The sequence below is a fragment of the Paenibacillus sp. MCAF9 genome, from assembly GCF_052114265.1.
In the GTDB taxonomy this organism is placed as follows: domain Bacteria; phylum Bacillota; class Bacilli; order Paenibacillales; family Paenibacillaceae; genus Pristimantibacillus.
The window spans coordinates 1-21,989 of record NZ_JBFREL010000024.1 but is presented as its reverse complement, the minus strand read 5'-3'; the positions used below and the strand labels follow the sequence as shown (position 1 = coordinate 21,989).

At 41.1% G+C, this 21,989-nt stretch carries 18 protein-coding genes; 14 read left to right on the top strand and 4 right to left on the bottom strand.

The genetic code is table 11. From position 1 onward, the window contains the following. Positions 1–248: 248 nt before the first annotated feature. Positions 249–1,424: an MFS transporter gene (locus tag AB4Z45_RS25035; RefSeq protein WP_441912375.1), complete on the top strand. Its 1,176-nt coding sequence runs from the start codon at positions 249–251 to the stop codon at positions 1,422–1,424. 456 nt (positions 1,425–1,880) lie between these two features. Here AB4Z45_RS25035 and AB4Z45_RS25030 read toward each other — a convergent pair whose 3' ends face one another. Continuing rightward, on the bottom strand, positions 1,881–2,417 hold the full coding sequence (locus AB4Z45_RS25030) for a TetR/AcrR family transcriptional regulator (protein WP_441912327.1): 537 nt from the start codon (positions 2,415–2,417) through the stop codon (positions 1,881–1,883). 124 nt (positions 2,418–2,541) lie between these two features. Between AB4Z45_RS25030 and AB4Z45_RS25025 the strand changes: the two genes are divergently transcribed. After that, positions 2,542–3,639, top strand: coding sequence for a hypothetical protein (locus AB4Z45_RS25025; RefSeq protein ID WP_441912326.1), 1,098 nt, complete (start codon positions 2,542–2,544; stop codon positions 3,637–3,639). 90 nt (positions 3,640–3,729) lie between these two features. Continuing rightward, a complete protein-coding gene (locus AB4Z45_RS25020) occupies positions 3,730–4,347 on the top strand; it encodes an NAD(P)H-dependent oxidoreductase (RefSeq protein ID WP_441912325.1) in 618 nt (205 codons plus the stop codon). A gap of 70 nt (positions 4,348–4,417) precedes the next feature. Here the strand turns inward: AB4Z45_RS25020 and AB4Z45_RS25015 are convergent, their stop codons facing one another. After that, the gene (locus tag AB4Z45_RS25015; protein ID WP_441912324.1) at positions 4,418–5,293 is read right to left on the bottom strand and encodes a LysR family transcriptional regulator; all 876 of its coding nucleotides are present in this window, start codon (positions 5,291–5,293) and stop codon (positions 4,418–4,420) included. A 123-nt stretch (positions 5,294–5,416) separates the two neighbouring features. Between AB4Z45_RS25015 and zwf the strand changes: the two genes are divergently transcribed. The 6 genes from zwf to AB4Z45_RS24985 all read left to right on the top strand — a co-directional run bounded on the left by zwf (position 5,417) and on the right by AB4Z45_RS24985 (position 12,449). After that, entirely contained in the window at positions 5,417–6,925 is a 1,509-nt protein-coding gene (gene zwf / locus AB4Z45_RS25010; protein WP_441912323.1) for a glucose-6-phosphate dehydrogenase, read from the top strand. Beyond that, the gene (gene tkt / locus AB4Z45_RS25005; RefSeq protein WP_441912322.1) at positions 6,918–8,909 is read left to right on the top strand and encodes a transketolase; all 1,992 of its coding nucleotides are present in this window, start codon (positions 6,918–6,920) and stop codon (positions 8,907–8,909) included. Before zwf ends, tkt begins: the two co-directional genes overlap by 8 nt. Before the next feature lie 52 nt (positions 8,910–8,961). Next, positions 8,962–9,630: a fructose-6-phosphate aldolase gene (fsa, locus tag AB4Z45_RS25000; protein WP_441912321.1), complete on the top strand. Its 669-nt coding sequence runs from the start codon at positions 8,962–8,964 to the stop codon at positions 9,628–9,630. A gap of 72 nt (positions 9,631–9,702) precedes the next feature. Then, on the top strand, positions 9,703–11,121 hold the full coding sequence (gndA, locus tag AB4Z45_RS24995; RefSeq protein WP_441912320.1) for an NADP-dependent phosphogluconate dehydrogenase: 1,419 nt from the start codon (positions 9,703–9,705) through the stop codon (positions 11,119–11,121). Positions 11,122–11,336: 215 nt separating this feature from the next. Next, positions 11,337–11,636 (top strand): hypothetical protein, encoded by a 300-nt coding sequence (locus tag AB4Z45_RS24990; protein ID WP_076265619.1) that lies wholly within the window; start codon positions 11,337–11,339, stop codon positions 11,634–11,636. 231 nt (positions 11,637–11,867) lie between these two features. Continuing rightward, positions 11,868–12,449, top strand: coding sequence for a hypothetical protein (locus tag AB4Z45_RS24985; protein WP_441912319.1), 582 nt, complete (start codon positions 11,868–11,870; stop codon positions 12,447–12,449). Between the two features lie 65 nt (positions 12,450–12,514). Here the strand turns inward: AB4Z45_RS24985 and AB4Z45_RS24980 are convergent, their stop codons facing one another. Next, positions 12,515–14,341: an APC family permease gene (locus AB4Z45_RS24980; protein WP_076265621.1), complete on the bottom strand. Its 1,827-nt coding sequence runs from the start codon at positions 14,339–14,341 to the stop codon at positions 12,515–12,517. 150 nt (positions 14,342–14,491) lie between these two features. On the opposite strand from AB4Z45_RS24980, the gene AB4Z45_RS24975 reads away from it, so the two are divergent. Together AB4Z45_RS24975 and AB4Z45_RS24970 are read left to right on the top strand one after the other, a co-directional pair. Further along, positions 14,492–14,968 carry a DUF4181 domain-containing protein gene (locus tag AB4Z45_RS24975; RefSeq protein WP_441912318.1) on the top strand — a complete coding sequence of 159 codons (477 nt, stop codon included), beginning with the start codon at positions 14,492–14,494 and terminating at the stop codon, positions 14,966–14,968. A gap of 1,128 nt (positions 14,969–16,096) precedes the next feature. Next, entirely contained in the window at positions 16,097–16,444 is a 348-nt protein-coding gene (locus AB4Z45_RS24970) for a c-type cytochrome (RefSeq protein ID WP_441912317.1), read from the top strand. Positions 16,445–16,748: 304 nt separating this feature from the next. Here AB4Z45_RS24970 and AB4Z45_RS24965 read toward each other — a convergent pair whose 3' ends face one another. Continuing rightward, complete coding sequence (locus AB4Z45_RS24965; protein WP_441875077.1) at positions 16,749–16,901, bottom strand: hypothetical protein; 153 nt, start codon at positions 16,899–16,901, stop codon at positions 16,749–16,751. A gap of 384 nt (positions 16,902–17,285) precedes the next feature. On the opposite strand from AB4Z45_RS24965, the gene AB4Z45_RS24960 reads away from it, so the two are divergent. Genes AB4Z45_RS24960 through AB4Z45_RS24950 form a run of 3 tightly spaced genes read left to right on the top strand, consistent with a single transcriptional unit; the run spans position 17,286 to position 21,800 of the window. After that, positions 17,286–18,323 carry an autoinducer 2 ABC transporter substrate-binding protein gene (locus AB4Z45_RS24960; RefSeq protein ID WP_441912316.1) on the top strand — a complete coding sequence of 346 codons (1,038 nt, stop codon included), beginning with the start codon at positions 17,286–17,288 and terminating at the stop codon, positions 18,321–18,323. Then, the gene (locus AB4Z45_RS24955) at positions 18,313–20,148 is read left to right on the top strand and encodes a cache domain-containing sensor histidine kinase (protein WP_441912315.1); all 1,836 of its coding nucleotides are present in this window, start codon (positions 18,313–18,315) and stop codon (positions 20,146–20,148) included. Before AB4Z45_RS24960 ends, AB4Z45_RS24955 begins: the two co-directional genes overlap by 11 nt. 2 nt (positions 20,149–20,150) lie before the next feature. Next, a complete protein-coding gene (locus AB4Z45_RS24950; protein WP_441912314.1) occupies positions 20,151–21,800 on the top strand; it encodes a response regulator transcription factor in 1,650 nt (549 codons plus the stop codon). Positions 21,801–21,989: the final 189 nt, after the last annotated feature.

The window sequence follows — 21,989 nt, the reverse complement described above, 5'->3', positions numbered from 1 at the left end:
ATCGCATTCAGTTGACAATTGCAGATGTTTTGCATCTGTTTATAATTATAGACAAGTGTTCATTAATGAATCAATGATTATTATTATATCATTGAAATTGACCATTAATTTTATTCCGAAACAAGTTGAATTTATGTATTGACTTGGAGTTCACTCCAAGGATTAAGCTTCTTTATATCATCTGTATTTCCTGATTATTGTTCATCAGTAAAAATCAAAACATTTTTGCACCTGAGGAGGAATGAAATATCGAACGCCTATGGACGAAGTCGTTTATTCTCATGACTATAGGTAACCTGTTCTTATTTAACGCATTTTATATGCTGTATCCGACACTTCCGCTGTTCATCAAACAACTGGGAGGCAATGAATCGCAGGTCGGTCTGGCGATGGGTGCTTTTATGTTGTCTGCTGTTATTTTACGGCCGCTTGTTGGCGGGCTGCTAGACCGGTTCGGCAGGCGTCCGTTTATCATTTGGGGACTGATTCTCTTCATTCTAGCAATGTATTTGTATAACTGGGTCGGGGGAATTGCTGTTTTGCTGGGGCTCAGAATATTGCATGGCATGAGCTGGGCGGTATCTACTACTGCTACGATGACGGCGATTACAGATATGATTCCGTCCACCCGCCGCGGTGAGGGAATGGGGTGGTTTAGCACGTCCATGACACTGGCTATGGCGATCGGCCCGATGTTCGGCATCTGGGTTGCTCAAAATCGATCATACAGCGATTTGTTTTTAATTGCCGTGGTTCTCGCTGCTGGGGCACTGTTCCTCATGTTAGGTGCAAAAATGCCTTTCCAGCCAAAAGCTGGCCCAAGAAAAATTGAATTATTCGAAAAATCGGTTTTGCCCGTTGCGGCCTCGGTATTTTTTCTCTTTATTGCTTATGGCGGCATTACAACCTTTGTTCCGCTATTCGCTGAGTCGATTCAGGTTAATTCCGGCGCGTTTTTTCTAGCATTTGCTGCAACGCTTGCCCTAAGCCGTCCCATTTCGGGAAAACTATCTGATCGATACGGAGAAATTTTTGTCATTGTACCGGCACTTGTAATTACGATTGGTGCATTGATTGTATTGAGCCTCTCGAGCGGATTGATGGGTGTACTACTATCGGCGATATTATATGGTATTGGCTTCGGTTCGGCGCAGCCAGCTCTTCAAGCGGCTACGATCCGGTTGGCCCACCCAAATCGTATAGGAGTTGCAAACGCCTCAATCTCGACTGCTAATGACCTTGGTATTGGGTTAGGTGCAATCATGTTAGGCTCTGTCTCTCAGTATGCAAGCTATAAGGTGTTGTTCATCGTCAGTGCTTTGTCCGTCGCGATTTCCTTGATTCTTTTTACTCTTTTTGCGAAACGCTTGTTACAAAAGAAACCGTCTCTTCATGCAGAATCACTTCCATTCGAATCAAGCTAGTCTTAAGATATCGACATTAATACTATGAATTAGAAACCACCTGATTCTTTATAAAGCTGTTCCGTTTTGTGCGGTTATCATTGTTGATAATATGAATCTGCTATTTTTCATGATACGATATAGAAGCACTAGTAATAAGGGATGTGACTCTATGGCGGGTAATATATTATACATTCTCTATGATGTTATTATGATTTTGGCTTTTATTGTTTGCGTAGTTATAATCGGAATAAAAAAAGGCACGGGAAATAGACTTTGCTTGGAAATAAGTAACTACGAATATAATTATTAAATTCTAAATTCCAAAAATAAAGTTGGAATAAAGCAATAATCGGTACCCTAAAAGCTAAAAATTTTTTAGAATATATAAGTTAACGATATAAAACCGCTGGAATGAAGAAAATTTCTTCAGAACAGCGGTTTTATGTATTTTCGATATAGGATCGATTGATTTAACTAAACATCGAAAAATATTAGTGTCATTCTAGCCATTTCTTCAGGAGATTCAATACAACCCCGAATCATCCATTTTTTCAATATGCTCCATAATCCGGCAGCGAGCATGGTACGCATATACTCTTTTTCTATTTCACTCAGGTTTGCATGCTTATTGCCTACGATATGAGCCATAGCCTCCAAATAAACAACGAATTGATCATTAAGAAGGGCGAATAATTGATTTTGAATTAAAATATTCAGAAATATTTTATGTTGTTCCCAATATTTGAAATACGCTAGAGGCATTTCATCAGGCTCGATATTTTCATTTTTTATTAATTCATAAAACTCTTCGAATTTCAAATCAATGATGGCTATTAGTATAGAATGCTTGGATGTAAAGTGGCGGTAAAAGGTTTTTCTAACAAGTTCGGCCTTATCACAGATCTCTGTAATCGTGATGCTGTTGTATGGTTTTTCTTGTAAAAGCTCAAGTAAAGCATCGCATAACCATTTCTTTGATCGCTCCGCAATAGGATTAACGCGAGTAGACATGTCACAAATCATCTCCAATGTGTAACCTGTGTCACACTTATTGACCTGCTAAGATACATCCAAGTATAATCGAACCCAATAAGGTATACAAGTGTGTCACTTATATATGGAGGAGATCTTTTGAATGAACAAAAGTGTGACTTTAGCCCATAAAATAGAAGATTACAAAAGAATAGGTATCACTAAAGAACCAGCTGTATGGGAAGACGGGATGAGGACAGATGGTCAGGCGGGGAGCTACGAGTGGTGGTATTTTGACGCTGAGTATACAGATGGCACCAAAATTGTCGTCGTATTTTATACGAAAAATGAGTTCGATGTTAAAGGTGATGCATGCCCAACGATAAGGTTTGATTTAACTTTGCCGGATGGAAGACATATTTCAAAAAAGATATCCGAAGAGAAGGGCAGCGCCATTCGTGCATCCAAACAAAAATGTGATGTGAAAATTGATAGAAGCAGCATCCAGTATATTGATGGACAATATTTTATTCATTTTGTAGACGATACCGTTGACTATCGCTGCACCATGAAATCTTCTGTTCCAATGTGGCGTCCCAAAACAGGTCACATGTTCTTTGGAGAGAAACAAAAGGACTTTTTCGCTTGGTTCGTTGCCCAGCCGTCGGCTAACCTTGAAGCAGTCCTAACCATTGAAGGAGAGCGCTGTGAATTAAAGGGTAATGGATATCACGATCATAATTGGGGCAATGCAGAAATTAATCAGCTGATCAACCATTGGTACTGGTGCCGAGCTAATATTGGACCTTATTCGGTAATATCTTGCGATATCATTTCCGACAAGAAATATAAATATACACGGCAGCCAATTATAATGATTGCAAAAAACGGCGTGATTTTGGAAGATCGTGAAGAGTTTATGATGATAGAACGGCAGGAAACGATAAATCATCCTTTTACTAAAAAATTCATGGATAACAAGCTGAAATTTAATCAAACCTCTGGAAAAAACAAAACTTATCAAATTGAGTATCATCGAAAAGGTGATATCGTGGCAGATTCTTTATTGAGTGGCATGAAGCTTTCCTTCCCTCAGCGGATCGCTGTAAAACTATTGAGAATGAATCCTACGTATGTTCGTTGTATTGGGACGGTTACTTTGACTGTTAGAGAGAATGGAAAGCAAGAGGTGTATGAGCAAGAAGGACTGTGGGAGCAGATGTTTTTTGCCAAAAATAAAGAGGCTATCATTAAAGGATAACAAGAGGAGCAGCATCTATAACGTTAATTAGGTTATGAATATAGCTTAGGAATAAATGGTTCATTAATTTCAAATAATGGAGTGAACAATATGAAGGTGCTTATTATATTTGATCATCCCTACACAGCTACGGCGTCCGAGAATATTCCTCATCAACGAAGCTTTTCAGCCGCGTTGCTCGGTTCTGTAACTAAAGGTCTTCATACCGGTGGACACCAAATCGATCTCATTGACTTGCATGCAGATGAATTTAATCCAGTGATGTCTGCGAAAGAGCTTGCTGCGTGGAGACAAAAGAAAACGTTAGATCCCCTTGTCAACGATTATCAACAAAGAATGTTCGAGTCGGATCACATTATATTTATTTTCCCCATATGGTGGGAATCAATGCCTGCGATGACGAAAGGCTTTTTAGATAAAGTATTTTCCAAAGGAATCATCTATGAAGAACCGAAACCGAGCAGACCCTTTGTCAACAAGTTAAATAAGCTTAAGGGTGTATCGTTATTAACGGTGATGGCTACTCCAGGGTTTATCTATAGATGGATATTTGGAAATCCCATCACCAAAATAATATTCCGTGGAACCTTCAGAAAAATGGGTTTTCATAAGCTGAAATGGTTTAATTATGCAGGGATGGATAATCGACCACTTGAAGCAAGAACTTCGATTTTAGCCAAAACAGAGAAACGTTTTGCAGCTTTATAATTTGGTTGGGAATGGAAAAGGTCAAGCATGGTGTGTACTCACCGTACTTGACCTTTTTTTCCATAAGCTGCTATTTCACTAGCTCCAGAAACTTGCTTGCCGCATTGGATAATGGCATATTGTGCATGATCATAAAGCCTACTTGGGAAGGAGGCATCTGAATATCCAATTGAATTTCAAAGAGAGAACCTTCTTCCAATTCTTTGGCAATAAATTCTTTAGTCACATAAGAAATGCCGAGGCCTTTCCGCGCGAATTCGATGAGCAGATCAACGCTTCCTACCTCAATTTCTGGCTTGATTTGATGCCCATAATTTTGAAATAGTTCGGTAATCGCCATTCGTACACGACTGTTTCGAGAGAACAGGATAATTGGATATTGGAGCAGCACTTCTAGTGAAAGCACCTTGTCCTTAAGCTCAGCATATCGAGCTCCTGCTACAAAACAATCCTGCAGTTGAATGCCCTTCATAACCTCTAGCTGCRAATCGACGATGGGCATACGAACGACGCCCAAATCGATTTTGCCTTCCTTCAGAAAAGCGATGGTTTCTGGTGTAGTCCCATGATTCAGATGCAGCTTGATACCGGGATATTTTTCGTGATAGGTTTCCAAATAAGGCAGCAAATAATGCTTGAACAACGAATCGCTTCCACCGATCCGCAGCTCACCGCTGTCTAAATTTTTAAGAGCCGCCATCTTTTCTTCAGCTAGCGAGATCAGAATTTGAGATTTCTCAATATAGGAATAAAGGATTTCACCCTCTTGCGTCAGAGCAACGCCCTTTGAATTCCGGTAAAACAAAATGATGCCTAAGCTGTCTTCCAACTGCTTGATGGCATGGCTAACGCTCGGCTGGGTGATATACAACGATTTTGCGGCTTGGGATAAGCTTCCCTTCTTCGCCGTCCAGTAAAAAACTTTGTATAGCTCATAATTGATCATAGACAGTATCTATAGCTCCTGTGAAAAATATGAATTACTTGTATAGGTCATATTCGTATTATAGTGGAATTAGGAAATAGAAACCAGTACTAACTACAAAGCACTGCTGGAAGGAGAAAGAACATGGAGGCTACCACATTTGTTTTGTTTGGAGCGACAGGGGATTTAGCAAAAAGAAAAATTTACCCTGCTTTGTATAATTTATTTATTGATCAAAAGCTGCCGGAGTTCTTCTCCGTGGTCGGCCTCGGAAGAAGAGAGCTATCCGATAAAACCTTTCAGGACAATGTCGAACAATCTCTTCGTATGTTTTCCAGGCGTGAAGCAAATGATCCCGAATTGATTCAAAATTTTTTGCGTGCTTTCCGCTATAGTGTATTGGATGTTGGCCGCAAAGAAGATTACCATAAGCTTCTTCGTCTTATTGAGAAACGGGAAGAAGAGCTGCGCGTTGCACCCAATCGCTTGTTTTACTTGTCGGTTGGACCTGAATTTTTTGAACCGATTGCAGCTAACATTCATGAAAGCGGGCTTGGTTCCGCTAATGGCTGGAAGCGGCTTGTAATCGAGAAGCCATTTGGTCATGATTTGCAGTCTGCTCGAGAATTGAATGAAAACCTGAGCAAATCGTTTGCGGAAGAAGAAGTTTTCCGCATTGATCATTATCTTGGCAAGCCGATGGTTCAGAAGCTTGAGGTTCTGCAGCAAAGCAATCCAGTCCTTCAAGCACTTTGGGACAAACGCTACATTGCCAACGTTCAAATTACGGCAAACGAAATTGTAGGCGTGGAAGAAAGAGCTGGCTATTATGATCATGTTGGTGCAATCAGAGACATGTTCCAGAACCATATGCTTCAATTGCTCATGATGTTGACCATACACCTCCCGAACAACAGCACTTCAGAAAATGTTCGTTTCAAAAAGAAGCTGGTCATGGAATCACTGGAACTGCTGCAAAAAGCAGATGTCAACACCCAAGTGATAAGAGGACAATATGGAGAAGGAGAGATTCAAGGGAAATCGGTGGTCGGATATACCTCCGAACCAAACATTGCTGCAAACTCCATGAATGACACCTTTATTGCGGCTAAACTGCAAATTGACGATTACTTCTGGCGGGGCGTTCCTTTCTATATCCGTACAGGCAAAAGAATGAAGGACAAATCAACAAGAATTGTGATCGAGTTCAAAGAACCAATAAAGCAGGCTGCAACAAACGATGATAGCAAAATGCCTAATCTGCTTGTTTTTGAGATCAGTCCAGACGAGAGCATTAGATTGCAATTAAATACGAGAGACCCTCAGCACAAGGGCGAATTCAAGCCCATGAATATCGATTTCCATGCGACGAGAGACAATGTGCCTGAAGCTTATGAGAATTTGATTCACGATGCTTTGCACGGCGACTCTACATTTTTCGCACATTGGGACGAAGTCGAATTGTCATGGAAATGGGTTCAACCCATTTTGGAAGCTTATGAAGAAAACTTAGTTCCGCTGCATCGTTATGCAGCTGGCACATACGGGCCGATTGAGTCTGATATGCTGCTCGCACAAGACGGCTTCCATTGGTGGTTCGATGAGAAGACCGAACAAGAAATCGAAACCATAAAAGGAGAACAATATGCTTAATACAAAAACAATTGAACAACTATCTATTGATACAATCCGTACACTGTCTATCGATGCTATAAACGCTGCAAATTCCGGACATCCAGGGCTTCCAATGGGAGCTGCGCCTATGGCGTACTCACTTTGGGGCAACCATCTTAATCACAACCCGAGCCATTCAAAATGGTTCAACCGCGACCGTTTCGTCTTATCGGCGGGTCATGGCTCGGCTTTGCTTTACAGCCTGCTGCATTTATCCGGCTATAACGTATCGCTCGAGGACTTGAAGCAGTTCCGTAAGCTGAACAGCAAAACGCCTGGACATCCTGAATATGGCCATACAGATGGCGTTGATGCAACAACAGGGCCACTGGGACAAGGGCTTGCGATGGCTGTAGGTATGGCAATGGCCGAAGCACACCTAGCATCAAAATTTAATCAAAACGGATACCCGGTTGTTGATCATTACACGTATGCACTTGTCGGAGACGGCTGCTTAATGGAAGGAATTTCTTACGAGGCGATGTCTATGGCTGGACATATGAAGCTCGATAAACTCGTTGTATTGTACGATTCCAATGATATTTCCTTAGACGGCGACCTCAATCTTTCTTTCGGGGAAAACATGCAGAAGAGAGCGGAATCTGCTAATTGGCACTACTTGCGTGTTGAAGATGGCAATGATATCGAACAAATCACAAAAGCGATCGAGGCAGCAAAGAGCAATGAAGAGCAGCCGACCATTATCGAAGTTCGTACGGTTATCGGATATGGAAGCAAGGCAGCGGGAACGAATAAAGTGCACGGCAATCCACTAGGCAAAGAAGAGGCAATAGCGACAAAAGCGGTTTACGGTTGGGATCATGAGGAAGAATTTACCGTTCCAGCAGAAGTTCAAGCTCACTTTGCACAGTTGAAACAAAAAGGCGAAGCAAAAGAAGCAGCGTGGAATCAGCTAATGGCTGCTTATAAACAACAGCATCCGGCGCTTGGTACGGAACTTGAGCAAGTCATTGAAGGTTCTGTTGTCATCGATGCTGCAGATCTTCTTTCTTTCGATGCTTCCAAAACGGTATCTACACGTGTAGCGAGCGGTCAAGCGATCAATCATTACCTTAAAACGGTGCCTTCAATTTTTGGCGGCAGCGCAGACTTATCCCATTCAACGATGACCGATATTAATGGCGAAAAAACCTTTGCTGTTGAATCTTATGCAGGACGAAATATTTACTTCGGTGTTCGTGAGCATGCTATGGGGGCTGCTGGTAATGGTATGGCACTGCACGGCGGCGTAAAACCGTTTGTAAGTACATTCTTCGTGTTCAGCGACTATCTGCGTCCGTCCATTCGTTTGGCTGCACTGCAGAAGCTACCTGTCATTTATGTATTTACACATGATTCCATCGCTGTTGGCGAAGATGGGCCTACTCATGAGCCCGTTGAGCATTTGACCGCATTGCGCACGATTCCTGGGCTTACAGTTATCCGTCCGACTGATGCCAATGAAACGGCTAATGCTTGGGCTTATGCTTTGCAACAAAATGAAGGACCAGTAGCTTTAGTACTAAGCAGACAAAACCTGCCTATATATGAAGAAACTAAAGGCAATGTCGCTGCGGTTGCCAGCGGTGGTTATGTTCTAACGGAGACAAACGACAAGCCTGACATTATTCTGATTGGTACCGGTTCTGAGGTTTCCTTGGCAGTTGGCGCAAAAACTGAACTCGAGAAGGAAAATATTTCAGTTCGTGTAGTAGCTATGCCAAGCCGTGAATTGTTCAACCGTCAATCGGCAGAATATAAGCAATCAGTGCTGCCCGCATCAGTTACGAAACGTTTAGCTATTGAAGCTGGCATTTCGTTAGGCTGGGATAGTTACACAGGACCAAGCGGCAGCGTACTGTCGATCGATACGTTTGGTGCTTCTGGACCAGGCAGTGAAGTTTTGGAGTTTTTCGGTTTTTCAGTAGATAATGTGGTTCGAATGGCGAAAGAATTACGCTAAGCAACGCACGAAGACAATAAAAATTTAATAATAAAAAACGGAGGTTTTAATTATGAAATTTTTCATCGACACTGCAAATTTGGTAGATATCAAAAAAGCTTATAAAATCGGTGTATTGTCTGGTGTTACGACGAATCCATCTTTGGTTGCCAAAGAAGGCGTGAAATTCGAAGACCGTATAGCAGAAATTCTTCGCGAAGTGCCAGAGGTAGAATCGGTATCAGCAGAAGTAACGCCTGACGCAGAAACAGCTGAAGAAACGATCGCACAGGCAAATGAACTGATCAAAATCAACAACAATGATAAAAACATTACCATTAAGCTTCCGATGACGCTAGCTGGTCTAGAAGCTTGCCGCTACTTGACCAAAAAAGGCGTGAAAACAAACGTAACATTGATTTTCACTGTGAACCAAGCGCTTTTGGCTGCTCGCGCTGGAGCGACTTATGTTTCTCCTTTCCTCGGTCGTTTGGATGATATTTCAGAAGATGGCGTTCTGCTCGTCACGAAGATTGCTGAATTGTTCCGTACGCACAATCTGGATGCCCAAATCATCGCTGCATCTGTTCGCCACCCGGATCATGTCACTCGTGTAGCGATGGCTGGGGCACATATAGCAACGATTCCGTTCTCTGTAATCGAACAAATCTCCAAACATCCTCTAACGGATCAAGGTATGGAGAAGTTCGCAGCTGATTGGAAGAAAACGGCGCAGCAGTAAGCTGCGGTTTCCAAACGTTAATCCATAAATGTTTATCTACAACAGGACAGTAATGACAGGGAGGCAGTTATCATGAAAAAGCAACAAATTGGCGTGGTTGGTTTGGCCGTAATGGGTAAAAACCTAGCCTTGAATATAGAAAGCAAAGGATTCTCGGTTGCCGTGTATAATCGTTCAGCAGAGAAAACAAATGAACTATTGGCGGAGGCGCAAGGAAAAGATTTTGTCGGCGCATTCAGTGTGGAAGAATTCGTACAATCACTGGAATCGCCGCGTAAAATTCTTATCATGGTGAAAGCGGGTCAACCGACAGATGATACGATCAATCAGTTGGTGCCGTTTCTAGATCAAGGAGATATTCTAATTGATGGCGGAAACGCCTATTTTCCAGACACACAGCGCAGAAACAAAGAACTTCAAGCATTAGGCTTCCGCTTTATCGGAGCCGGCGTTTCTGGCGGCGAAGAGGGTGCGCTTAACGGACCAGCTATCATGCCAGGCGGTCAAAGAGACGCATACGAGCTTGTAGAGCCAATCTTGACAGCTATTTCAGCAAAAGTGAATGGTGATCCATGCAGCACTTATATCGGTGCAGACGGCGCTGGCCACTATGTCAAAATGGTACACAACGGCATCGAATACGGCGATATGCAGCTCATCGGCGAAGCGTACCACCTGCTCAAAGATGTGTTGAACTTGAACACTAGCCAGCTTCATGACATTTTCACGGAATGGAACAATGGCGAGCTGGATAGTTATTTGATCGAGATAACGGCTGATATTTTCAAGAAAATTGATCCGGAAACAGGCAAACCAATGGTAGATGTCATTCTCGATTCAGCAGGACAAAAAGGTACCGGCAAGTGGACTAGCCAAAGTGCATTGGATTTGGGCGTGCCATTGTCGATCATTACGGAATCCGTGTTCGCTCGCTTTATCTCCGCTATGAAAGAAGAACGTGTGGCTGCGAGCAAAAAATTAAACGGCCCAGCGGTATCCAGCTACGACGGTGATCCGCAGGAATTTATCGAAGCTGTTCGCAAAGCGCTGTACACAAGCAAAATCGCTTCCTACGCGCAAGGCTTTGCACAGATGAGAGCTGCTTCTGACGCTTATAACTGGGATTTGAAATATGGCAGCATTGCGATGATCTTCCGCGGAGGATGTATTATCCGTGCAAGATTTTTGCAAAATATTAAGGATGCCTATGACCGCAATCCAGCTCTGAACAACCTATTGATGGATGAATACTTCAGCAATATTGTTGAGAACTATCAGGAGGCTTGGAGAAAAGTCATTTCCATTGCTGTAACTAGAGGCATTCCGGTTCCAGCGTTCTCTTCCGCATTAGCGTATTATGACAGCTATCGTACTGAAAGACTTCCTGCTAATTTACTGCAAGCGCAACGGGATTATTTTGGAGCACATACGTTCCAGCGCCTTGATAAAGAAGGAAGCTTCCACTTTCAATGGATGGAAAATAACGAATAACGATTAAAACCAACACAAACTCCTAGCAGATAATCATGAATTCATTTTTCATGTTATCTGTTTAGGAGTTTTTTTGTTTCAGATGGCTTATGGAGACAGTGACTTTGGAGCGGGATGGATAAAAGTTGTTTTTGACAGAAGGAAAATTATACAATGGAAGTAAGGAACTGCTTGAAGTAGCCATCCTCATATTGTAAATGAAGGGAAGAGTGCCGATGAACACACGAATGAAACAACTTGAGGATCGACTTTCCAATCAGCAACATAAGGATTTATTTCTGCAAACGATGCACACGCTGAAAGCGATTGACGATCTTGCTGATCAGCACAGACGCTTTCAATCCATGCAGGCCATCAGCGGCGTCAAAATCATAGGTACGGAAGAGGCTTTGTTTTATGAAACGCTGACACAAGTGAAAGAAGAGATTGTGTCTACGCTTGAGAAAACGGTGAAGGACCTGGAGCACAAAGGTGATAAAAACTATACTAAAAACTTCAAGGACGGCGTGGAGTAACCCATGCGCAGCCCAAAAAAAGTTGAGTAGAAGGAAAACTTCTGCTCAACTTTTTTGTGTTCATGGGAGGATACAAGCGTACAGTTTCTATTTTCTTTGTAAAAGGAACGATCTGTTATGCGCAACTTTCAATCCTATTACACGTCTGTAAATTATGGGATTATTTTGAAAACGTAAAATTGGAAAGAAATCTAACCTATGTAAGATCATTAATCACGAATAGGAGACAAGATGAATCCAAAACGGTCAAGATTACTTATTTATTCTGTATGTGTATTTCTTCTCCTAGTTTATTTTGGAAATAGAAGCGGGTATGTTTTTAGTGAAAGTAAAGCACTGAAAGAGGCATATGCTCGTGCAGACGGAGAAGCGGTGTATCAGCAAGCATTCGGGAAGGATAAACTAGTAATATGGAAAATGGAGGATATGGATTATGTTAAGCTCGTTACGAAGAAATGGGGATTTCTATATCGCTTATCCGAGACCTCTCCATTAGCACCAAGCGCTAATGAACCGAATACGATTCAACGAACATGGTCAGCTCAATTGAATGCCAACAAAATGTACGATATTATTTTTGCATATTCTACGATTAACCCTGAGATAAAGCGAGTCATTATTAGCAATGATAATTTTAGCAACGTTGAAGAGGACAATTTGGAATTTATTAAGAGCGACTCAACGGTATATATTGAATTACCTGTACGAAATGGATATGCAGTATCATACCTAGAAATTAGTCCTAAGGACAATAGGGGATTTTTTTTTCGAGGCATGGATAACAATGGTCATTTGATCGCAGCAACTAGATAGCAATAAAAGGCTGCCATCGGCAGCCTTTTATTCATGGAATAATTGCATCATAATCGTTCTAGTCATTATTTTTTTAAGTGATAAGGTACTGTAGTGACGATCACATTTCTTCGATATAACAAGTGAGCACGAATCAATAAACTGGATTGGTTATGCAGCATATTGTGCCATCCTTTTTTTGGAATAAACTGCGGGATGATGACAGTAACTTTGTAATTTGATTCACTCGCCTTGCGCTGAACGGTATCAATAAATTTAGTTAATGGTTGAATGATGCTTCGATATGGCGAATGTAAAGTAACTAGTCGCACATCAGGCTGCCACATTTTCCATTTCTCTTCGAAAGTGAATTCATCCTCTCTTTCAAATGGAATATGAACGGCAATGATCTGGTGAGCAGATAGCGATTTGGCGTAATTCAATGAGTTCTCGACCACATGCGTAATACCAGCTACAGGAAGTATGATGACATTCCCCTCAATAGGAATAGCAGCCTCAGAGGTCGTAATTCGCAGTTGATCGGCTACAGATTCATAATGCTTTCTAATTCGGTGAAAGAGCAAAATGATAAGAGGTAGAAAAACTAATACGGACCACACCTGTGCGAATTTGGTTAAAAAGAACATCATGGTGACGATAAAGCTTATAACCGCACCTGTTGAGTTAATGATTAGCTTAGATATCCAGCCTTGCGGTTTTTCACGAATCCATTTTACCATCATACCCGTCTGCGAGAGGGTAAAGGGGATAAATACACCTACGGCATAAAGCGGGATGAGATGCTCAGTTCGGCCTTCAAATGCTATAATCAACAGGATTGAGAAAACGCCTAGAATAATAATGCCGTTGGAATAACCTAATCTGTCTCCTCTAATGGTAAACATTCGAGGGATGAATTTATCTTTGGCTAAGTTGACTGCCAGCAAGGGGAAAGCAGAATATCCCGTATTAGCAGCAAGGATCAGAATTAATGCGGTTGTTCCTTGAATAAAATAATACATAAAGTTCCGACCAAACGTATGTTCAGCAATGTCTGAAACAACGGTGACTTCTTCCCTCGGACTAATTCCATAGTAATAAGCTAAAAATACGATTCCAGAAAATAATATGGCAAGCAGCGATCCCATCGCAATTAACGTTTTGGAAGCATTATTTGGAGACGGGCTTTTAAAGTTGGGTATTGCGTTCGAGATAGCTTCAACCCCAGTTAAAGCAGAACTTCCGGAGGAAAAAGCTTTCAGCAGCAGAAACAAACTGATTCCCGCCACTGGCGTTCCAATGGGTGTATGTAATTCAGGCGAGACATTGCCTAATAGAATGTTGTAAATGCCTACAATGATTAAAATGAATAAAGCCAAAACAAATAAATAAACCGGATAGGCTAATATAGAAGCGGACTCCGTTACACCCCTTAAATTCAAGATGGTTATAAATAATACAAAAATAATCGCAATGATCACATTATAAGGATGCAAGCTTGGGAAAGCAGATGTAATGGCATCTGTTCCGGCAGATACACTTACCGCTACCGTTAAGATATAGTCAACTAACAATGAGCCACCGGCAACTAACCCAGAGTATACACCTAGATTTTTCTTGGATACGACATAAGCTCCTCCGCCATGAGGATATGCGAAAATAATTTGCCTATAGGATAAAATAAGTGCTAATAATAAAATCAATACACCAATGGCAATCGGTATGGAATACCAAAATGCTGCTGCACTAACGGTGATCAAGACTAACAATATTTGCTCAGGACCATATGCCACTGAAGATAAGGCATCTGAAGAAAGAATGGCAAGAGCTTTTGTTTTATTCAGTTTTTGCTCGCCTAATTCCGTTGATTTTAATGGTCGTCCGATTAAAAATCTTTTTAATGAAGAAAACATTCGTTAGCCTCACCTCGCTTAATTTATTGTGTGTATATTACCCTGCAAATGAAATAAATAAACTTTATGAAATTAAACTGGAGCGACTTAACAATCGCATAATCATTCCTTCCTTTTTGAACTTCAAAAACGTAGTATGGTACTTATTACATGCAGTTTGTTCTTGGTTTAAATAATGATGAGTTGGCCAATTTTATTCTCCGCAAAGGATCAAAAACATATGAAATGGGATTTGATAATAAAATAAATTATTTAATTTATTCAGCAGAGAGAGTAGGAGGGAGTGATTTAATGGGTGGTCAAATTGGAGTAGTAGGCATACTACTCGTTTTTGCTAGTTTATTTTTAAGAAAATGGATTGTTGGAACTGCAAAAAAAGAAACTTCAGATAAGGGTAAAAAAGTGAGTATGTGGGGAATGATTATCGCAGCAATCATAGCAGCAGCTAATATTATTTTTATTGATTTAGAAGGAAATGCTCTGAAATGGTTTTGTATGGTGTTCATTTTTATCATTGCGGGCTTTCAATCATTTGTAGATTGGAAGTTTCTAAAAGGATCAAAAGAATATATAGTTACACTTCTCGTTTTAGTTATTGGTGTAACTTTATCTTATTTCATCGTCTAGTATTTCGGATCGGCTTGGCTGTTAGGGAAGATGTACATGCTGAAATACGCGAGGAGCACTTGACGCTACTAGTGCTTGATTCAAGAAACTGCGATCCCATTACAATGTTTCAGTGAGGTTAGGTATGATTGAATTACTCACTGCATCATATATGGACGTTATCGACATATGCTAAAACTTTTGAAGAGAGATATATGTTGGTTCATATGAAGGATGAATCCTCCGCGGGAGGTATTGTATGCAAGCGAATTTGAGCTGATGTGTATAGGGTGTTATGCGTTATTTTCCACGAAATAACGATTGTGGAGTTCGTTAAAATATAAATTCACTACAAAAGGTCTAAATAAGAGCTGCTGGGTTCGTAAGAGATTTATCCATTAATGATGACAGCTGCGAATAACGGTTTTTAAGCGTCTAAATCTTAGGCAGCTTTCGTGAATTTGGATAAATGACAATACATAATGAGTTTAAAAAATAAAAATATCGCTTCAATAAAAGGCACCGTTAAATAGGGGTTGTTTCAAACGTAGATATATCTACTTTTGAGACAGCCTTTTACTGTATAAAACGAGAAAAGTGAAAGCGAAATGAGCTAATTATTGTCTTGCGAGAGATAATAAGCGCATCTTCAACGTACATCTGACCTTTTAAAGTCGATGTTTAGGGATTAAGGATTAATTTGCTTTTGCGACTAACGCTTCTTTTCTTCGTATTTTTCTGAATAAGTATCGGTAATGTTATTTTCTTTATTGAGATTGTATCTATTCATAAACGAAGCAGACCAAGGGCAAGTCGGTATAAAGTAGTTATTGCTGTTAGGAGTAGAAAGAGGACAAGGAAAATGCTTTAATGTGGCTATTTATCGTAAAATTTATTACAAAGATATGACTTTATCCAGCAATAGCTCTATCGAGTCATGCGTAAGCAAGCAAGTATAAAAGAAAATGATATTAATGCAATCGATGCTTTTTGATGCTTTTGAAGCATTTGAAGCTTTTAAAGCTATCAAAGCTCACTTGTACAACCTTCATGTGGATCACCGAGCCCTACTCGGCGGATAAACCTATGAAGGGGATTTTATCAAAATGTAATGTTACCACGACAAAAATGAGAGGAGGCAAACCTAAAATGGGTAGTTTAAAACAGTGTTCAGTAGGTGCTGTGATTGTTTTCGTCTTGTTATTGTCTGCTTGCGGCGGGGGAACAACAGGAGAAGCGCCAAATAAGGACAACAGCGGTGAAGGTACAGAGAGCAGCGAGGCGGTGGCACTTTATAAGAAAAGGTGTATTTCTTGTCATGGCACGGAGCTGCAGGGAAGAGCCGGACCTAATTTGCAGCAGGTCGGGGCCAAGCTGTCAGAAGAGGAAATAGTGGATGTTGTTTCCAATGGTCGTAAGGGTATGCCAAAGTTCGAGAGCAGCTTAACGACGGAACAGATTCAAAGTTTGGCTGCATGGCTGGCTGAACATAAATAAATGCCAAAGAACCGTTAATCAATAGATTCAGCCTATAACAAAGAAAAACAAGGGTCTACTCTACAAGTCAAATTGACTTATAGAGTAGACCCTTTATTCATCTCTTAACGTAGAGTTTCTGAACACATTTTTTCTTTCGAGTGTTTATTTATATTTATCAAGATAAGTGGATGACCATTTCCTCGCCCAAGCGACAAGTTTTTTTGAATGGGCTGGTTCACACCAACCAGCAGAGGAGCGGCCACCGTATGATCCAATAGTTTTTTATTAAGCTTTTTGTTGCTGCATCAAGTGTGGTTTATGCTTACGAAATGACATCCTCATGAGGTGTTGATACATAAGATTTCGCCATCTTATCCTGAATTACGTTGTCTTCTTGAACAAGTTTTGCTCCATTCAGCATGAGATATAATCCGCCAGATAGAAATAAGCCTCCTAAAATAATCCAATACAGCATGTTTCATTTCTCCTTTCTGAATCTATTTCGATAGTCCTATCATTATAAAAGGAAATGGTGCCTGAAAATAATAGCTCGAAGTAGTCATTTCCTTGCTAAATGTGTCCGATATGTTTCGTTCATGTGAGCAATGTACCAATCATTTTCAGTGTAGGAATCAACATTGAATTTAACTTTTATCAATTTTACATAATGGGAGGATAGCTAAGCTGAATGTAGAATAGAGTAGCTATGAATTCCAGCGAGGGGTGGCGTCAATAAAAAGAAGAATTCAATTGATTTAGGTAAACGCTTTCAATTATGAAGCAGTTGAGCAGCAACTACGAATTTTTTGTCATCATGCAATGAAACTATTGCAAACGGTTAATGGAAAAGGGTGAAGGCATGTTCAGGAAAATGATTGTTATCCTGTTATTAATTTTTACTGCAACCGCATGTCAGGGGCGTTACTCAAAAAGTGATTATGACGTGATCCATTCCATTAAATCGAATTCAACCTCAGAGAAACAGGAAGATCATCGAAAGTACACCATCGGCATCGTACCAAAAGTAATGGGGATTTCTTATTTTAATGTCGCAGAAGAAGGTGCGATGGAAGCAGCTAATGATTTGGACGTTAACGTCATTTATGAAGGGCCACCAATCGCTGATGCATCAAAGCAGATAAATGTGATTAGACATCTTATCAATTTGTCGGTAGATGCGATTGCAGTTTCTGCAAACGATCCAGAAAAGCTGCTGCCCATCATTCTGGAAGCCAAAAGCAAGGGGATCAAGGTTATTACTTGGGATGCAGATACGAATCCAGAAGGCAGAGATTTTTTTGTCAACATGGTCGATACAGAGACATTAGGCCGACATTTATTGGATACGCTTGCATGGAACACCGAAGAAACTGGCGAATACGCAATTATGACAGGAGCTTTCTCTGCTTCTAATCATAATGAATGGCTGAGATGGATCAAACATCAGCAGAGTGAGTTTTACCCAAAAATGAAGCTGATTGATATTGTTGAGACAGAAGATGATCCGCAAAAGGCTTATGAGAAAGCAAAACAACTGTTAGCCAAGTACCCGAATCTTGCAGGCATTATCGGTAATTCTTCTGTAGGGCCTCCAGCTGCCGCACAAGCTGTAAGAGAAGCTGGCAAAACAGGTCAGGTCAAAGTTGTCGGTCTCTCCACGCCGAATTTGATGCGCGATTATTTAAAGGACGGCTCGGCACAAATGGCGACACTTTGGAGCCCCAAAAAACTTGGATATTTAACTGTTGTGCTTGCAAAAAATCTGCTCGAAGGCAAGCTGCCGTATGATGGTCAAGACATTTATAATGTCGGCACTATTAGGGTGAACGGGGATACGGTCATTATGGGAGAACCGATCGATTTTACAGCAGAGAATGTGGATCAATATGATTTTTAAATTTCCAGAGCAACTGCGCTTCAGAAACTATCGGCTCAGCTCTAAGCTTATATTAGTTTATTTACTGCTAAGCGTTATCCCCATGTCGCTGCTCGGTACTTTTTCTTATTTGCAGTACACAAAATCAATTGAAGAACAAATTGGTGAATATATGCCGCGTTTTCTGTATCAAGCAAATGCGAATATAACGAAGCATATGGAGGATTTTGCAGAGCTGCATACGTTAATGTTCAACTCTGACAATATGATCGCTATTTTGCGTCGCGACTCCTATCAGAGCCGTTCACAGCTGAATCAGGACCAATTCGAGGTAAACAATTATTTGGCTCGTACTTATCTAAATACGGGGAACCCCGATGTTATGGGTGTTTTCATATTTTCGAAAAACAGGTTTTTTTACAGTGCGAGATCAAAGTTTACAGGTCTTAATGAGGATAATGCTTTTATCCCTTATGGGCAGGATCTTGATTTACGGGGAAAAGCGAAAATAATTCTTCCTAGCCAAATTAATTTGACATTCGAGAATAACGAACCCTACGTATTGATCATGAAACAAATGAATGATGTGGATAACCGCAAAAGCCTGGCGACGATGCTGGTTGCGGTGAAGCTCTCTTTTATTGACAACATATTGCGGGAGTTTGAACAAAACAATACAGCGGATTTATGGCTAATGAACCGTGAGGGCGAAATCATCTTTCATACAGATGAGGAGAAAATAGGAGGCTTTGATGAAGAAATAAATCGCTATCCTATTCTTAACGGCAGCTTTCGAAAAGGGTCAGGGAAAAAAGCGGTGATCGTCAGCCTTAGCGAATCGAATGATTTTGATTGGATACTAGCTCATAGCATACCGCTAAAATATTTAACAGAGCGTACAGATTTGGTTATGAATGTAACCATTTTTGTATTTATTTGCTTTGTCCTCATTACTTCGATTATTTCGATTTTCTTCGCAATGAATGTAACGCGGCCGATCAAGAAGCTTTCCCGTCTAATGAAGGATGTTGAAATGGGCAGGTTTCAGGTGGATCTTAAGGTCGAAAGCAATGATGAGATTGGAGCACTCGCGCGCAGCTTTAATTCGATGGTAGCTACGATTCATGAGCTGATCGAAACGAATTTTGATATCAAAATTAGACAGAAGGAAGCAGAGCTGTACGCTCTGCAGTCTCAGATCAATCCGCACTTCATGTACAATACGCTGGAGACCATTAACATGGCGGTAGAGGACGGCAGATCGGAAATGGTCGTCGAGATGGTTACACTGCTTGGCCGTATGCTTCGTTTTTCGGTTAGCAACAAAAACAAATTTGTAGCGATTGCGGATGAAGTCCAGCATATTAGCAATTATTTGACCATTCAGAAATATCGATTCAATGATCGGCTGTTGTTTGAGATCGATAAAAAAACGGACATCGAATCCTTTTATACACCCAAATTTATTTTGCAGCCGGTTATTGAGAATGCCATTAAATATGGTCTTGAAACCCGTAAAGCACTTGATATTCGGCTAAGCATTAGTCGTGAATTTGGTGCGCGTTCAGGTGAGGAAGATATCGTTTTTCGCATATGGGACAACGGTCCGGGTATCGATCATGATCGATTGGAGAAGCTCGAGAGGTCACTAAAATCGGAGACACTAGCCCACAAGGACTCTGGGTTTGGGCTAAGCAATGTAAACGCTAGAATTATGATTATGTTAGGCCAGCAGTATGGGGTGCAGCTTCATAGCATTTTTGGCAAGGGAACAGAGGTTATTATCCGTATTCCTGTCATCACCCTGAACGATGTGGCAGAAAAATCGAAAAGCAAGGAGGAGTAAGCATGCACAAGGCGATCAGAACATTGATTGTAGATGATGAAGAAATGATTCGGAACGGCATTGCTAGACTCATACGCTCTTGCGGTGAGGGGTGGGAAATCGTTGCGACACTGTCTGATGGCAAAGAAGCAATGGATTATTTGCATCAGTCACAAGGGGCAGTAGATTTGCTTATTACGGATGTGAAGATGCCCGTGATGGATGGTCTAACTCTAATAAGCGAGGGCAAACGCCATTATTCCTTCTTCCCGCTCGTAATTAGTGGTTATGATGAATTTCAATATATTCAGACTGCGCTTCGAGAAGGAGCTGTTGACTATTTTTTAAAGCCGATTGACCGGGAACAGTTTAAGAATCGAATGGCAGAAATCAAGGTGAAAATCGAAAGCGGACGGTTTCAGCATATGAAATGGAACGAGATGGAAAGAAAATCCGAGGAGCTAAAAACATCGCAGCAAGTGCAACTGTTAAGCTATGTCACTTCGGCAGGGCTCGATATTTCGCGGCTAGGATATTGGGTGGATGAGTTTCCGAAAGGCAGATACGTTCTTCAATATGTAAGCCTCGATGCTCTTCCTGTAAAGACAAGAAGCTATACCCCAAAAGACTGGGAAGCTTATGTTTATGTGCTTGAGAATATCATCAAGGAAGTGGTAGAGAAATGTTCGAATGAATCAGAAATCATAGGCTGGTGCTGGAGAGGGGACGATTCGAATTTTTGGATATTGCTGCATCTTTCCGAGGCTTATGGCGAAAACAACGGTTTATTAGAAAAAACATCGTTCGAGCTGTCTGGTCAAATTCGTTCAGCGATTCAGTCCTACACGCCATTTACAGTTTCAGTATCATGCGGCAGCTCGATTGAGGATTTATATTTGCTGCCAGAAGCAAAGGATCAAGCCTTATCATTAATGTATTATCGTTTATTATATGGCGGCAATCAGTTGTTTGGCCGAGATGGCATACAATTCAAGACGGAGAGCTCTTCAGACCAAATGGATAATGAGCTTGTCCATATTGCGCAGCGAATGAAGCAGGCGGTCGAACAAGTAAATGAGCAAGCAGCGGTTCAGTTTACGAAGGAGTTTTTTGCTCGGCTTGAAAAAATGGATTCGCCTGCCGCCATTCAACGAGCAATAATGAACGCATTTATACTTATCCATTCGGTCGGCGTTGAAATGAAAGTGAATACGCCTATGTTAGATTCGCTCGTGAGCCGACTTCAAACGATTAAACGGGCGATAAACCTTAATGAGCTCAAAGTGGAACTCGATCAGCAGATCACTCAGCTTGTTCTGGAAATGAAGCGAATGCGTCAAAGCGGCAGCATGAAGCCGATAGAGCAGGCCAAAGCTTGGATCATTGCCAATCTGCAAGAAGACTTAACGATTAAGCGTATAGCTGAGCAAGTCTATATGAATCCCTCGTATTTCTGCCGACATTTCAAGACGCAAACAGGTGAAACGATTCTCGATTACATCACGGGTCTTAGAATGGAGAAAGCAAAGGAGCTGCTTATTGATTCGCAATTAAAGCTCTACGATATAAGCGTTCAGGTTGGTTATCAGGACGTAAAGTATTTCAGCAAGCTATTCAAGCAATGGTCTGGGGAGACGCCATCTAAATATCGAGATCAGAAGTTTTCAAAATGATAGTCAGTATAGTAGAGAAACTAAAGGGTAGGCCTAGTGCCCAATGTCATTAAGTTAAGGTGTAAGTTCAATAGAATGCAAAAGAGCAGGTTATCAAAAAGATAGCCTGCTCTTTTTTTGCCCAAATGAGGAAAAAGAACTTGACAGGCGATTGTAAGTGTGTGGCGAAGCCCCTTGAAAAAACGAGGA

What these genes read in the sequence shown, in the direction of transcription:
- zwf (WP_441912323.1), top strand. Translation starts at nt 5,417, where the DNA reads ATGGAGGCTACCACATTTGTTTTGTTTGGAGCGACAGGGGATTTAGCA.
- tkt (WP_441912322.1), top strand. Translation starts at nt 6,918, where the DNA reads ATGCTTAATACAAAAACAATTGAACAACTATCTATTGATACAATCCGT.
- AB4Z45_RS24955 (WP_441912315.1), top strand. Translation starts at nt 18,313, where the DNA reads ATGATTTTTAAATTTCCAGAGCAACTGCGCTTCAGAAACTATCGGCTC.
- AB4Z45_RS24960 (WP_441912316.1), top strand. Translation starts at nt 17,286, where the DNA reads ATGTTCAGGAAAATGATTGTTATCCTGTTATTAATTTTTACTGCAACC.
- AB4Z45_RS24985 (WP_441912319.1), top strand. Translation starts at nt 11,868, where the DNA reads ATGAATCCAAAACGGTCAAGATTACTTATTTATTCTGTATGTGTATTT.
- AB4Z45_RS24950 (WP_441912314.1), top strand. Translation starts at nt 20,151, where the DNA reads ATGCACAAGGCGATCAGAACATTGATTGTAGATGATGAAGAAATGATT.
- AB4Z45_RS24970 (WP_441912317.1), top strand. Translation starts at nt 16,097, where the DNA reads ATGGGTAGTTTAAAACAGTGTTCAGTAGGTGCTGTGATTGTTTTCGTC.
- AB4Z45_RS24965 (WP_441875077.1), bottom strand. Translation starts at nt 16,901, where the DNA reads ATGCTGTATTGGATTATTTTAGGAGGCTTATTTCTATCTGGCGGATTA.
- AB4Z45_RS24975 (WP_441912318.1), top strand. Translation starts at nt 14,492, where the DNA reads ATGCAGTTTGTTCTTGGTTTAAATAATGATGAGTTGGCCAATTTTATT.
- AB4Z45_RS25020 (WP_441912325.1), top strand. Translation starts at nt 3,730, where the DNA reads ATGAAGGTGCTTATTATATTTGATCATCCCTACACAGCTACGGCGTCC.
- gndA (WP_441912320.1), top strand. Translation starts at nt 9,703, where the DNA reads ATGAAAAAGCAACAAATTGGCGTGGTTGGTTTGGCCGTAATGGGTAAA.
- AB4Z45_RS25030 (WP_441912327.1), bottom strand. Translation starts at nt 2,417, where the DNA reads ATGTCTACTCGCGTTAATCCTATTGCGGAGCGATCAAAGAAATGGTTA.
- AB4Z45_RS24990 (WP_076265619.1), top strand. Translation starts at nt 11,337, where the DNA reads ATGAACACACGAATGAAACAACTTGAGGATCGACTTTCCAATCAGCAA.
- AB4Z45_RS24980 (WP_076265621.1), bottom strand. Translation starts at nt 14,341, where the DNA reads ATGTTTTCTTCATTAAAAAGATTTTTAATCGGACGACCATTAAAATCA.
- AB4Z45_RS25025 (WP_441912326.1), top strand. Translation starts at nt 2,542, where the DNA reads ATGAACAAAAGTGTGACTTTAGCCCATAAAATAGAAGATTACAAAAGA.
- fsa (WP_441912321.1), top strand. Translation starts at nt 8,962, where the DNA reads ATGAAATTTTTCATCGACACTGCAAATTTGGTAGATATCAAAAAAGCT.